This window comes from Microbacterium sp. 4-7, from assembly GCF_014332665.1.
Classification (GTDB): Bacteria; Actinomycetota; Actinomycetes; order Actinomycetales; family Microbacteriaceae; genus Microbacterium.
Genome location: NZ_MCRH01000003.1, coordinates 250,097 through 262,501, shown reverse-complemented (window position 1 = coordinate 262,501; position 12,405 = coordinate 250,097). Strand labels below are relative to the sequence as shown.

The 12,405-nt window shown below is 70.0% G+C and carries 11 protein-coding genes; 4 read left to right on the top strand and 7 right to left on the bottom strand.

Annotated features, from left to right (window positions below; translation table 11 throughout):
* Window positions 1-67 precede the first annotated feature (67 nt).
* Window positions 68-991, top strand: coding sequence for an AAA family ATPase (locus BEP68_RS05310; protein WP_222839202.1), 924 nt, complete (start codon window positions 68-70; stop codon window positions 989-991).
* Window positions 992-2,299 (top strand): DUF58 domain-containing protein, encoded by a 1,308-nt coding sequence (locus BEP68_RS05305; protein ID WP_056278220.1) that lies wholly within the window; start codon window positions 992-994, stop codon window positions 2,297-2,299.
* 10 nt (window positions 2,300-2,309) lie between these two features.
* On the opposite strand, the gene BEP68_RS05300 is transcribed toward BEP68_RS05305, so the two are convergent.
* Window positions 2,310-3,302: a stage II sporulation protein M gene (locus BEP68_RS05300; RefSeq protein WP_053095656.1), complete on the bottom strand. Its 993-nt coding sequence runs from the start codon at window positions 3,300-3,302 to the stop codon at window positions 2,310-2,312.
* A 16-nt stretch (window positions 3,303-3,318) separates the two neighbouring features.
* Between BEP68_RS05300 and BEP68_RS05295 the strand changes: the two genes are divergently transcribed.
* On the top strand, window positions 3,319-4,128 hold the full coding sequence (locus tag BEP68_RS05295; protein WP_053095655.1) for an RDD family protein: 810 nt from the start codon (window positions 3,319-3,321) through the stop codon (window positions 4,126-4,128).
* Between the two features lie 32 nt (window positions 4,129-4,160).
* Here BEP68_RS05295 and BEP68_RS05290 read toward each other — a convergent pair whose 3' ends face one another.
* The 4 genes from BEP68_RS05290 to BEP68_RS05275 form a co-directional block, all read right to left on the bottom strand.
* On the bottom strand, window positions 4,161-5,375 hold the full coding sequence (locus BEP68_RS05290; protein WP_187249433.1) for an ABC transporter permease: 1,215 nt from the start codon (window positions 5,373-5,375) through the stop codon (window positions 4,161-4,163).
* Window positions 5,372-6,226, bottom strand: a complete 855-nt coding sequence (locus tag BEP68_RS05285; RefSeq protein WP_187249432.1) for an ABC transporter ATP-binding protein — start codon at window positions 6,224-6,226, stop codon at window positions 5,372-5,374. The genes BEP68_RS05290 and BEP68_RS05285 overlap by 4 nt, the downstream gene beginning before the upstream one ends.
* Window positions 6,223-7,182, bottom strand: coding sequence for an efflux RND transporter periplasmic adaptor subunit (locus tag BEP68_RS05280; protein WP_222839162.1), 960 nt, complete (start codon window positions 7,180-7,182; stop codon window positions 6,223-6,225). Before BEP68_RS05280 ends, BEP68_RS05285 begins: the two co-directional genes overlap by 4 nt.
* Before the next feature lie 80 nt (window positions 7,183-7,262).
* Complete coding sequence (locus BEP68_RS05275; RefSeq protein ID WP_053095653.1) at window positions 7,263-7,469, bottom strand: DUF3499 family protein; 207 nt, start codon at window positions 7,467-7,469, stop codon at window positions 7,263-7,265.
* A 165-nt stretch (window positions 7,470-7,634) separates the two neighbouring features.
* On the opposite strand from BEP68_RS05275, the gene BEP68_RS05270 reads away from it, so the two are divergent.
* Complete coding sequence (locus BEP68_RS05270; protein ID WP_053095652.1) at window positions 7,635-7,976, top strand: metallopeptidase family protein; 342 nt, start codon at window positions 7,635-7,637, stop codon at window positions 7,974-7,976.
* A 30-nt stretch (window positions 7,977-8,006) separates the two neighbouring features.
* Here the strand turns inward: BEP68_RS05270 and BEP68_RS05265 are convergent, their stop codons facing one another.
* Both BEP68_RS05265 and BEP68_RS05260 read right to left on the bottom strand, forming a co-directional pair.
* Window positions 8,007-9,389 (bottom strand): DUF5719 family protein, encoded by a 1,383-nt coding sequence (locus tag BEP68_RS05265; protein ID WP_072591049.1) that lies wholly within the window; start codon window positions 9,387-9,389, stop codon window positions 8,007-8,009.
* Window positions 9,386-12,367 carry a glycosyltransferase gene (locus tag BEP68_RS05260; RefSeq protein ID WP_187249431.1) on the bottom strand — a complete coding sequence of 994 codons (2,982 nt, stop codon included), beginning with the start codon at window positions 12,365-12,367 and terminating at the stop codon, window positions 9,386-9,388. Before BEP68_RS05260 ends, BEP68_RS05265 begins: the two co-directional genes overlap by 4 nt.
* Window positions 12,368-12,405: the final 38 nt, after the last annotated feature.

Here is a 12,405-nt window from a genome sequence, read left to right as displayed (position 1 = left end):
TCCGACCGGAAGCCGAGGACACCACGTGACCGCTGAGAACTTCAACGACGCCGAGCTGCGTCAGGCCATGCACCGCGTGCGCACGGAGGTCGACAAGGCCGTCGTGGGCCAGGCGGGCACGGTGACCGGCCTGCTGGTGTCGCTGCTCGCGCGAGGACATGTGCTGCTCGAGGGCGTGCCCGGGGTGGCGAAGACCTTGGTCGTGCGCTCGTTCGCCCGGGCGCTGGGCCTCGACACGAAGCGCGTGCAGTTCACCCCCGACCTCATGCCGGGAGACGTCACCGGTTCGCTGGTCTACGACGCCCGCACGGGCGAGTTCGACTTCCGTGCGGGTCCGGTGTTCACGAACATCCTTCTCGCCGACGAGATCAACCGCACGCCTCCGAAGACCCAGGCCGCCCTGCTCGAGGCGATGGAAGAACGTCAGGTGTCCGCCGACGGTGTCAGCCGAGCTCTGCCCGACCCGTTCCTCGTCGCCGCGACGCAGAACCCGATCGAGCACGAGGGCACGTATTCGCTGCCGGAGGCCCAGCTCGACCGCTTCCTGATGAAGCTGGTCGTGGGAATGCCGGAGCGGGATGCCGAGGTGTCCGTGCTGCGCAAACACGCCTCCGGCTTCTCCCCGCGCGAGCTCACCGGCGTGGAGGCGACCGTCTCCGCGGACGAGATCCGTGCGGCTCAGGATGCGGCAGGACGCGTCGAGGTCACCGATGACGTCCTCGGCTATGTCGTCGACCTCGCCAGAGCCACGAGGCAGTCGCCCTCGGTCGAGCTCGGCGCGAGCCCACGCGCCTCCACGGGTCTGCTCGCCGCTGCGAAGGCATGGGCGTGGCTCAACGCATCCTCTGCCGTCACGCCGGATCACGTGCAGACGATGCTCGTCCCCGTCTGGCGGCACCGTCTGCAGCTCCGCCCGGACGCCCAGATGGAGGGCGTGTCCGCGGATGCCGTGCTCACATCCGTCGTCCAGCAGACCAGGGTGCCGATCTAGGTGTTCGTCACCGGCCGTCTCGCGCTTGCCGTCGCCGTCGGCATCGTCCCGCTCGTCCTCGCCGGACTGGCGGACTTCCCGCCCTATGCCGCCCTCGGCATCTGGGTGCTGCTCTGCGTCCTGCTGATCGTCGTCGATGTGCTGCTGGCTCCGAGCCCCCGCTCCGTCGTCGTGACCAGGCGCGTGCCGACGCGCACCCGCATCGGCGAGCAGGTCCCCGTGAGCGTCGCGCTGCAGAATCAGGGTCCCCGGACGCTCCATGCGCTGATCCGCGATGCCTGGCAGCCGACGGCCGGAGCGGGTGAGGCCCGTCAGCGACTCAGCGTCCCGCCGGGTGAACGGCGACGCGTCTCCATCCCCCTGCTGCCACGACGTCGCGGCGAGCTGGCGAGCGAGTTCGTGATGATCCGCTCGCTCGGTCCGCTCGGCCTCGCCGGCCGGCAGGCCCGTCACCTCGTACGCGGGACCATCCGGGTGCTGCCCGCCTTCTCGTCGCGGAAGCACCTCCCCTCCCGCCTCGCCCGTCTGCGGGAGCTCGACGGGAACACGAGCATCCAGGTGCGCGGTCAGGGTACCGAGTTCGACTCGCTCCGTGAGTACGTCCGAGGGGATGACGTGCGGTCGATCGACTGGCGCGCCACCGCTCGCGCGGGCACCACGATGCTGAGGACGTGGCGACCGGAGCGCGATCGCCACGTCGTGATCATCATCGACACCGGCCGCACGGCCGCCGCGCGCGTCGGCGACGGCACGAGGGTCGATGCCGCCCTGGAGGCGTCTCTTCTGCTCGCGGCCCTCGCCGCGCGTGCGGGCGACCACGTGCATCTGCTCATGTACGACCGGGTCGTGCGGGCGCGCGTGACCGGTGTGGAGGGGACAGCGCTGCTTCCGGCGCTGACCGATGCGATGGCTCCGGTGCACGCGCGTCTCGTCGACACCGATTGGCCGGGTGCTTTCGCTGCCGTGCGCACGCTCACGACCCGTCCGTCGCTCATCGTGGTGCTCACCGCTCAGGATGCGGCCGAGTCGGCTCGCGGATTCCTCGGTGCGTTCCCCGACGCGAGCAGGTCGACATCGATCCTCGTCGGTTCGGTCACCGACGACGGCATCGCGGATCTCACGACGCGGCGCGGATCTCGGGAGGAGATCTACCTCGCTGCGGCGGCCGAACGCACGATGCGCGACGCGGAGAACGTGGCCGACGCGGTGCGCCGCGCGGGAGGCGAGGCGATCGCCGCTGACCCCGAGTCGCTGCCTCCGAGGATCGCAGACCGGTACCTGGAGCTGAAGGCCGCCGGGCGCCTCTGAACGCAGAGAGTCAGCCGGCCAGGAGCCTGGGGGTACCTGCCTCGTACTCGACGAGGTCTCCGGTCTCGCCGCGGCGATACGCTCGACCGCCGATCACGAGCATATAGATGAGGAACGCGGCGAGGGCGGCGACGCCGATGCCGATCTTGACAGGCCAGGGCAGCGCCCACCCCGTCACGAATCCCTCGATCAGTCCGGACACGAACAGCGCGAAGACGAGTCCGATCGCCACTGTCGCGAGCGAGCGTCCCTCGGACGCGAGTGACTCGCCTCTCGAACGGTGTCCCGGCGCGACCCACGACCAGAACAGGTGCAGACCCGCCGCAGCCGCGACGAAGATCGACGTCATCTCCAGCAGTCCGTGCGGGAGGATGTAGAGGATCATCACATCGACCTGGTCGTGTGCGGCCATGACGGCGCCCGACACGCCCAGCCCCATCGCGTTCTGCACGAGGACGTTGATCGGCCAGATGCCGGTGATGCCGAACAGCACGCATTGCAGGGCGATCCAGGCGTTGTTCCACCAGACCATGCCCATGAACACCGCGGCCGGGTTCTCGGTGTAATAGCCGGTGAAGCTCTCGTCGGCGTACTGCTCCAGCAGGTCCGGCGGGCCGAGGGTCGCGAGGAGTGCCGGATCTGCGGAGATCCATGTCGCGGTCCCGACGACGATCGCGATGAATGACGCCGCGATCACGAGCGTCGTCCAGCGCAGTCGATAGAGCGCGGCGGGCAGCTGCAGCGAGAAGAATCGGCCGGTCTGGGTGAGGATGCTGTCGGACGCCCCGGTGAGTCGCAGCCGCGCGCGCACGAGGATCGTCGAGAGGTACGCACCTTGAGGTGACTCCCCCACCGAGGTCTTGAGCTCAGCGAGATCCGCGGACGCCGCGCGGTAGCGGACGATCAGCTCGTCGACGCCCGCGCCGTCGAGCCGAGCACGGCTCAGCTGGTCGAGCCGTTCCCACTCGGCGCGGCGTGCATCTGTCAGCGCATCGGCATCCACCTGATTTACTGTACTCATGTCCGCCGCGCTCGATGCATCCGACGAGGTCCTCTCGGGCGAGGCCGTCGCGATCGACGTGCAGCCGATCGGCTTCGTGTTGCGAGCCGCGGGCGCGATCATCGACCTCCTGGTCGGGCTCGCGGTGTTCCTGTCGACGATCTTCCTGCGGATCTGGCTCCTCGACATCGGCGTCCTGACCCAGGCGACAGACACGATCGCCTTGATCGCCTCGATCGTGATCAGCTTCGTGGTGCTGCCGATCACCATGGAGGTCGCCCTCAAGGGCCGCAGCCTGGGTAAGCTCGCCGTCGGGGGTCGGATCGTGCGACTCGACGGTGGCGCGACCGGTTTCCGCCATGCGTTCATCAGGGCACTCCTCGGCGTCCTCGAGATCTACATGACGCTGGGCAGCATCGCGGTGCTCGCCGGAGCGTTCAGCGCCCGCTCGCAGCGGCTGGGAGACATGGTCGCCGGCACCTACAGCCAGCGCGTGCGCACGCCGAAGCTGATCCCGAGCGTCCCCGTGCTGCCGCCGATGCTCGCCGGCTGGGCGCAGATCGCCGATGTCGCGCGCCTCCCCGACCGTCTCGCGCGCCGCATCTCGCAGTTCCTGCAGAGCGCTCAGCGGATGGTCCCGTCAGCTCGCGCCCGAGTGGCGCAGGATCTCCTGACCGAGGCATCGCCGTTCGTCTCGCCTCTGCCTCAGGCCGCCCCGGAGGTTGCGCTCATCGGCATCACCGTGCTGCGGCGCGAGCGGGAGCGCAGAGCGCTGGAGAACGCCGACCGCCGAGCGGAGAAGCTCACCGGCCGACGCGTCGGGGCCTGAGCACACCGGTCTCTTCGCGAACAACGGCGCCGTCAGAATCGGATCGCGTCGATCACCTTGACGCGAAGGGCGACCAGTGCAGGGATGAAGCCGGCGACGGCGCCCACCAGGATCGACGCGGCGAGCCCCACGAAGGCCGCGCGCATCGGGAACGGCGGAACGTCCTGGATCCCGTAGAACAGCGAGGTGACGACCCAGTCCGAACGGAGCACCGCGACGACGATCGCGATGCCGACGAGCCCCGCCACCGTCGTCGCGACGAGGCTCTCGAGGAAGACCGAGAAGAAGACCCGGCCCGAGGTGGCGCCGAATGCGCGACGCACGCCGATCTCACGCACTCGCTGCCGCATCGCGACGAGCTGGATGTTGATCAGACTCAGAGCTCCCAGCGCGAGGATCACGGCAGCGATGCCGCCGGTGACCATCTCGAACGTCGCCTGCGCATCCAGCGCACCGGGCTGGGCGGCCCAGTCCGACCGGCTGACCGACACCGTCTGCCCGTCCGGGAGCCCTGCGCGAAGATCCATGGCGAGCACCGGTGCGATCTCGTCGACCTGCTCCTGCTCGAGCCAGACCTCGTACTGCGGCCAGGCGCTCTCCGGCAGAGCATCGACGCGGGCACGATACGCGTCGTAGAGGATATCGACCCGAAGCTCCTCGTCTCCGAACCCCTGGCGAGGCACGACACCCACGACCTGATAAGTGCCACCCGCAGGCCCCGCGAGCGTGAGAATCGGATGCTCCGCGACGGGCGTGCGACCGATGCGATCCCACAGCGCCTCCGTGATCACGACGGGCGGGGAGAGTGCGTCGGCATCCGCATCCCGCATCCATCGGCCCACGAGCAGCTGCTCGCGGTGGATCTCGGAGTAGAGCGGATCGATCAATCGTGAGTTGACATCGACGATGCCGTCCGGCAGCTGCACCGGAACGACCATGCCCTGCGCGATCCGGGCCGTGTGGCTGAACTCGAACCGCTCGGTGACGCGCGTGAACCTCTCATCGAAGGCGTCGAAGTCGACCGGCGCCCCGTCGTCGCTGCTGATCGTGACGACCAGGGTCGCCGCCCTGCCTCCCCAGCGATCCGACTGCTCCGCCTGGAACTGACGCTGATATTCCGAGACGGCGACGACCCCGGTGAGGGCTGCCACCGAGACCGCGATGCCGATCAGGCTGAGCAGCACACGCAGCTTGTGGACGCGGATCTCCGCCCACGCATCCGACAGCGCTCCGAGGATGCCGGTCATGACGCGGCTCCGCGACGCGAGTACGGCATGGCCGGCATGCTGTCGGGTGTCGGCATCTCGGCCCCGGTGGACGCAGCCGCCGGTGCGGATGCGGACGGGACGGATGAAGAGGGAACGGATGCGGAGGGAACGGACGCCGCGAGGGTCGAGGCTTCGAAGGCGCGGCTGAGATCCGCAGGCTCGAGGACCCCGGCGTCGAGTCGGTAGTGCCGTCGGGCACGGGCGGCCACATGGAGGTCGTGCGTGATGGTCACGAGCGCCGCGTCGGTCTCGGTCGCGACCTCGTCGAGCAGCGACATGACGGACGCGCCCGTGTCGATGTCGAGTGCGCCGGTCGGCTCGTCCGCGAGGATCAGCACGGGCCTGCGCACGAGGGCCCTCGCGATCGCGACCCGCTGCTGCTCTCCTCCCGAGAGTCGATCGGCGACCTGCTCGATGCGATGACCGAGGCCGACTCTCTCGAGCATGTCAGCGGCGATCTGCCTCCTGTTCCAGAACAGCCGACCGCGCGCATGGCCGAGTGGCATCATCACATTGTCGAGCGCGGTGCGCCCCGGGAGCAGATTGAACTGTTGGAACACGAAGCCGACGTTGTCGCCGCGCAGCCGGTCCAGCCGCCCCGACCGCATCCGACGCACTTCGCGATCCTCGAACGACACGGAGCCGGTGGTCGGAGCGTCGAGCATCCCGAGGATGTTGAGCAGCGTCGACTTCCCGGAGCCCGACCTGCCGACGATCGAGACGTGATCGCCCGCACTGACCTCGAGCGTGATCCCTCGCAGGATCTCCAGCTCCGAGTCGTCAGCGAGCCGCACGCTCTTCGTCACATCGCTCAGCGCGACGAGAGTCACCAGCTGACCCCGCTGTCGCACTGCTCGACTCCGGGAGCCACCTCATAGCAGACCTCCTCGACCGGGGCGACGAAGCCGGGGACGAACTGGCGGATCGACTCCCCCTCTTCGAGGCCGGAGACCACCTCGACCATGGCCCCGTCGTTCACGCCGAGCTCGACCGCTCGCTCTTCCGGTTCAGCGCCGTCGCCGGCATCGACCCAGACGTTGCCCGTGCCCGCGCCACCCTGCACAGCGGTGACCGGCACCACCAGGGCGTCGTCCACCTGCCCGAGCGCCAGATCCATCGTCGCCGGCAGACCGGCGAAGACGACCTGGTCACCGGGCACCGCGCATCGCACGCTCGCTGTGCCCTCGGCGCTCACCTGCACCCGCACTCCTGTGCACACGAACGGCGCGGGCCCCCCGGTGATCGTCACCGATGCGTCGGCCGGCGCATTCACCAGGCGGTACAGCTGGACCGGCTCGACGGTCGCGAGCAGGTGGTAGCGCGCGGGCGTGAGCGTGAAGATCTCGGTTCCGGTGGATGTCGCCTGACCCTTCACGAGAGCGATCTCCGAGACGTCGCCGGCCTCCGGCGCGACGACGTCCACATCCTTCTTGGGCTCGTCCTGCCTGATCGTGAAGAGCTTTTGCCCCGCCGCGACGGTCGCCCCGTCGGGGACATGCACCGCGATGACCGTTCCGGTGATCTCCGACCGCACCGGGAACGCGTCATCGCGTGCGACGTTGCCGCTCAGGGTGAGAGCGTTCACCACCGAGCCCCGTTCGACCGGGATGACGGGATCGACGATCGACGACTCCGGGCTGACCATCGCCTCTGTGGCGTCCGGGAAGAACGCGATCTTCACGAGAGCCGCGGCGCACGCGCCGAAGACGAGAACGAGAAGAAGAGGGAAGATCCAGCGTCGCCAGACGATCACGGCTGCCTTTCCGGCGGCGCCGCCCTGGCGCATCCGCGGTCAGCGTATCGGCATGCGTCGATGACCCACCCGCCCCGAGGCGGCGTGTCCCCGTCGGCGATGCGGACGGTATATCAGGCGCGAAGCGCCTCGTGCCGGACGACGAGCCATCCCGCAGGAACGGACAGGCGGTCCGCATGCTGTGCGCACAGATCATGCGCGTTCGGGTGGCGCGCCATCCCCAGGGGCCCGAGCGCGGCCATCTGATCGCCGTAGTCGTAGGTGAGAGTGGCCACGGCCTCGCGCGCGCAGCCGACCTTCGAGCAGAGTCTTCCGTCCATTCACGCCAGGCTACGTCGAGGTTCATCGGATGAGCGGATGCCGCGCCGCCGCGCCCGTCGGACTCGGCCTAGACTTTCGCTATGCCCCGTCGCTCCCGCACCTCTGACGCACCCCGCCGCGGGGCCAGGCACGGGCGCCACGGTCGGCTCGGACGCAGCGAGGTCGTGCGCCCTCCACTCGCCCCTCTCGACGGGCGCATCGACCGGTTCGATCTGACCGTCGGCACTGCGGTGGAGTTCCTTCGAGGAACCTGGCCCGAACTGCAGGAGGTGCGGTTCGAGATCGGCGCCATGCCCGCGTTCGAGGCCGCAGACGAGGTCCCGCGCTGGTACCTCGATCACGAGAAGGCGCGCATCGTGCTCTTCCGGCTTCCCATCGAACGGCTGCTGCCGCCGGGGCACGACGACTCCGCCCACCGCAGGATGGCGATCGAGAGCGCCGTGTTCAGAGCTGCGGCCGAGTACGTCGGCCGCGAGCCCTGGGACCTCGGCGGCCACGAGCACTGAGCTCAGAGACTGTCCTCGCCGGTCCGCAGGTCACGGGTAGACGGTGATGCTCTGCTGCGCTCCCGCAGCCGGCCATACCGGCCAGACCGCGAGCGCTCCGGGCGCGCTCATCGTGACGGAGGCATGCACCGGCGCCGAGGTCGACAGCGCGTACACCGTGCGCGGCGTCACATCGACCGACGCCGACGAGTGGGCGGGGACAGTGACCTCGACGGGCTCTCCGCCCGATGTCGATGCGACCTGCACCGTCGCATCGGAATCCTCGTCGTTGGCGAGCACGAGGCGAGGCGTCGGCCCGGCAGGAACGGCGACGTACACGTCATCCTCGAGCTCCGGCGCCGGCGTGACCCAGGCGAAATCGTCCTGCGGCCCGGCGACATCCTGCTGCCGCACCGCGGCGAGCACAGGGTTGTCCGATTCGATGCTCATCGTGTAGTCACCCGGCGACAGCGCGGAGAGCGACAGCTCGGTGGGTGCGTCGGCGGTGAGCGGAACGGTGAACTCGTCGGCGATCGTGGACGCACCGACCTCTCTGACCGTCACGACGGCCTGGGAATCGACCTCGGGTGACATCAGCCGCAGAACCGCCATGTCTGCGTTGTCGCCCTGGTTCTCGAAGACCTGGATGCCCGGGAGCACCGGCTGACGCTGCGCAGCGGGAACCGCATCCTGCAGGTCGATGCCCGAGGGATCGAGGGTCCGGGTGAGCGACGACTGCAGTACAGCGCGCACGGGCGACCCTGTCGCGGTCACCTTGACGATCGGGAAGTCCGATCCGGCGGCGATCGATGACAGCGCGAGCGCGACCTGAGACTCCGCGGGGACGATCACGGTGCTGGACGCCCGCGCAGACCCGAACACGCCGAGAGAAACAGTGGAGGGCACGACCCCGGGGTTCGTGAGAACGATCAGGTCCTCGGTCCCGGTGGCGACCGTTCCGCCGACGAGCCACGACTCGATGCCCGCAGGGCGGCAGGGCGCCGCGGCGAGACCGAACAGGTCCGCCTCCTGCACGCTGACCGACTCCGTGGCGCCGAGCAGCGGCGCCTGGCGTCCCTCGACAGGGCCCACGAGGCGTTGCGCGGATCCGCCGTCGGCGAGGTCCTTCGCAGGCAGGGGACTCGACTCCGGTCGCCCGGACGACCCCTCGGAGGTCACTTGGGGAGACGCCGCCGACACCATCTCGAGCGGGTTGGAGGGATCTCGACCGACAGCGCGAAGGTCACCGTTGCAGACGAGAACGGTGTCACCCGGAAGGGGCGCCACCTGCGCCTGAGCGGGCTCGTGCGAGACAGTCGGCCACGGCGCGGTGATGCCGACGACGACACCGACGACGCACGCTCCTGCGACGACGGCGCCTGTCAGGACTCGAGCGCCGGTCGCCGCCACCCGGAATGCGCGGTTGCGGGTCATCGCCGCTCCTCCTCACCCTGTTCGGTCGACGGCTGGGCCTCGACTGCCGCATCCGGCTCGGGCCCGTCCGAGGGCGCGGCGTCGGCTGTTGCGCCGGTCTCACTGACCTCGGGATCGCCGTGCGGTTCTGCGGCGCCGTCGCGGTCCTCGGGGTGCCGAGGCAGCACGAGCGGCTCTTCCGGTGCTCGTCCGACGATGCGCGAGCGGGCGCGGGCTGCTCGCCGCGACGCACGTGTCGGCACGGACAGCAGCAGCGCCGCGAGCACGAGCACGAGCTGGACCGTGATCACGAGGCGCGCTGTCGCCTGCTGAGCGGTCGAGAGCGGAGCCCGTGGCGAGGCGTCGGCCTCGAGCCTGTAGAGCACACCACGGTCGGTCGAGCCGGCCTGGACGAAACCAGCCCGCTGGTCGAGCGATGTCACCGCGGCCGTGCGCAGAGAGCGAGCACGGTCCGACTCCTCACCCGAGACCTGTGCGAGCAGGACGTACGAGATCCCCGTCCGAGCCAGCTCATCAGCCGCATCGAAGTCCCTGGCCGAGAGCAGATCGACCGCGAGCGTCGTGAGGTCGGAGCCGCGCAGCTCCGTCGCTGTCGAGAGGATCGTCGTCTGGGCGCTCAGCGTCTCGCTTCCGCCCCACGCCACCTCGGTCGCCAGGCCGCCGTCGTTCTGCGGGGTGAGCACGAGGGTTCCGATCTGACGGTCGGCACCCGCCTGCGCTGCGACATACGCCGGCAGCGTCGATGCGGGACCGTCTCGGAGCTCTGACTCGTCCGCGTGGACCGCGGCCAGGGCAGGAACAGCGCACACGGCGATCGCAAGACCGGCGACCGCCGCGCTGAGCACCCGGACCCGTGGCATGGTCACCGCGGTGTCGAGCGTCACGAGGGCGGCTCCGGTGACGCCGATCCACGCGAGGCTGAGACCCGAACCCGGCCAGATGGCGACGGGAGTCCCTTGGGCGAAGGACACGGCGACTCCCACGGCCAAGAACGCGGTGGCCAGGCCGCAGAGCGCGACGAGCAGAAGAGTGATTCCGGCTCGCCAGCGCGGGGCGACCGCTGATGCGAGAGCGAGGAGCGCGAGCGGGGCGAGCAGCACCCCCACCCACGGCGCGAGCTCGAGGCCGAGCCACGTCGCCCACCCGGCCATGTCACCGCTGGGGAATCCGCTGGCCAACGCGAGTCTGCCTGCGGCATCGGCCGCTGCCTGCGGACCGGCCCAGATCGAGCCGGGATCCGCGAGCACCGCGAGGATGTCTCCGCGGCTCAGCTGCCAGACCACGAGCGGCGCGAAGAGGGCGACGGCGGGAATCGGCACCCAGACCAGGCGGACGGCTCCGCGGATACGAGCGCCGGCGAGGGTGATGCCGAGCGCCACGACCCACAGCAGGAGGAGTGCCGGGGCGAGCGAGGGCGCACATGCCGTGACCGCGGCGAAGAGGAGCGATGCTGCACCTGCCGCGCCCCACGAACGATGGGCCACCGCCCCTGCGTGGAAGAGCCAGGGCAGGAGGAGGTGCACCAGCACAGCGGCGGGGCGACCGTCGACGAGCGCGGTGAGGAAGGTGGGAGCGAGCGCCCACACGATTCCGGCGAAGATGCGCAGACCCGCACGATCGGTCACTCGCGTGGCCGCGAACCAGCCGCCGAGCACGGCGAGGGGCAGCGCCAGCACCCAGAGGAGCACGAGGGAGAACGACGGGGCGGCCGGCCAGAGAGAGCCGAGCACAGCGAGCACTCCGGAGAAGGGGTCCGCGGGGCCGACGACGTCGACTCCGAGACCGCGCAGCCCCCAGGCGGCGTCATTCCACAGCGCACCCACCGTCGACCGCAGCGGAAGCAGCGCACCGCCACCGAGCACGGGCCACGCGAGGATCGTGGTGAAGGTCGCGATGCTGACGACGAGGGCGCCCAGCACCGCCCAGGCGCCGCCGCCCGAGAAGAACCGGAGCTCACTGACCGCTCCGCCCTCGCTGCCGTGGCCGTCATCCAGCCGACGACGAAGATCGGAGCTGCTCACACGCAGCGGGGCGATGCTCGACCAGCTCGAGGTGCGGAAGGAGCGGATGCGAGAACGAGACCGCGCGATCGCGCCGAAGCGGAACATCGCCGTCACCGCAGCCGCCCACTCGGGCGCGACGGCCTCCGGTCGCTTGCCGATCAGGTCGGCCATGGATCGCCAGAGCGCGAGAGGAAGCAGAGTGAGCCAGTGCAGCGGGACGGAGATCGCCGGGGCATAAGCGAGGCGGCGGTGCAGCTGGGCGAGTCTGGTCGCGAACGCGCGCCTGCCCCGCGCGGTCGGAGGTGTCCCTGGTCCGTCCGGTGACACGGATACGCGCGCCGAGGGCGCGAGCACGACACGTCCGCCACCGAGGCGGGCACGGACTCCGAGGTCGAGACCCAGGTCGGCTCCCGCGAGCGCCGGATCCGGACGCAGCGCATCGCGGACCTCGCCGCGGATCAGCATGCCGCGGATGTCCGCACCGAGCGCGTCGTCGCTGGCATCGTGCTGTCCTTGGTCGAGCTCGCCGCCGGCCAGCTCCACCGAGCGCCCCAGAGTCGTCATGCTGACGCCCAGAGAGACGATCTCGCGGTCGTTGTCGGTCTGCACGAGCTTGGGCGCCACGATCGCCGCCGACGGAGATCGTTCGAGAGTGCCGATCAGGCGCTCGAGCGCTCGCGGGTGCGGAGCGGTGTCCTGTGCGAGCAGCCAGACGGCGCTGCCCTCGAGGATGCGGGGTCTGGCGAGTTCGACGGCATCCGCGAATGAGGTGTTGCCGCGCGCCTGGATGATGCCCTCGACTGTGCTGGTCACCGCCTCGCTCTCGCGAGCCGACGCCGCGTCGCCGCACATCACCAGGGTGATGGCGGCTGCGGGCGTCGTCTGGGAGCGCAACGCATCGAGTGTGCGGAGCAGCTGCGCGCGGGCGGAGGAACCGGGGCGCGCGACGATGATTGCGTGAACTCGGGCTGGCATGACGTGGTCAGCCTATGCGTGCGACAGGAATCGGGGGC

Coding starts and splice junctions, on each gene's coding strand:
- BEP68_RS05310 (WP_222839202.1), top strand. CDS start 68: ATGCACCGCGTGCGCACGGAGGTCGACAAGGCCGTCGTGGGCCAGGCG.
- BEP68_RS05295 (WP_053095655.1), top strand. CDS start 3,319: ATGTCCGCCGCGCTCGATGCATCCGACGAGGTCCTCTCGGGCGAGGCC.
- BEP68_RS05290 (WP_187249433.1), bottom strand. CDS start 5,375: ATGACCGGCATCCTCGGAGCGCTGTCGGATGCGTGGGCGGAGATCCGC.
- BEP68_RS05280 (WP_222839162.1), bottom strand. CDS start 7,182: ATGCGCCAGGGCGGCGCCGCCGGAAAGGCAGCCGTGATCGTCTGGCGA.
- BEP68_RS05275 (WP_053095653.1), bottom strand. CDS start 7,469: ATGGACGGAAGACTCTGCTCGAAGGTCGGCTGCGCGCGCGAGGCCGTG.
- BEP68_RS05265 (WP_072591049.1), bottom strand. CDS start 9,389: ATGACCCGCAACCGCGCATTCCGGGTGGCGGCGACCGGCGCTCGAGTC.
- BEP68_RS05260 (WP_187249431.1), bottom strand. CDS start 12,367: ATGCCAGCCCGAGTTCACGCAATCATCGTCGCGCGCCCCGGTTCCTCC.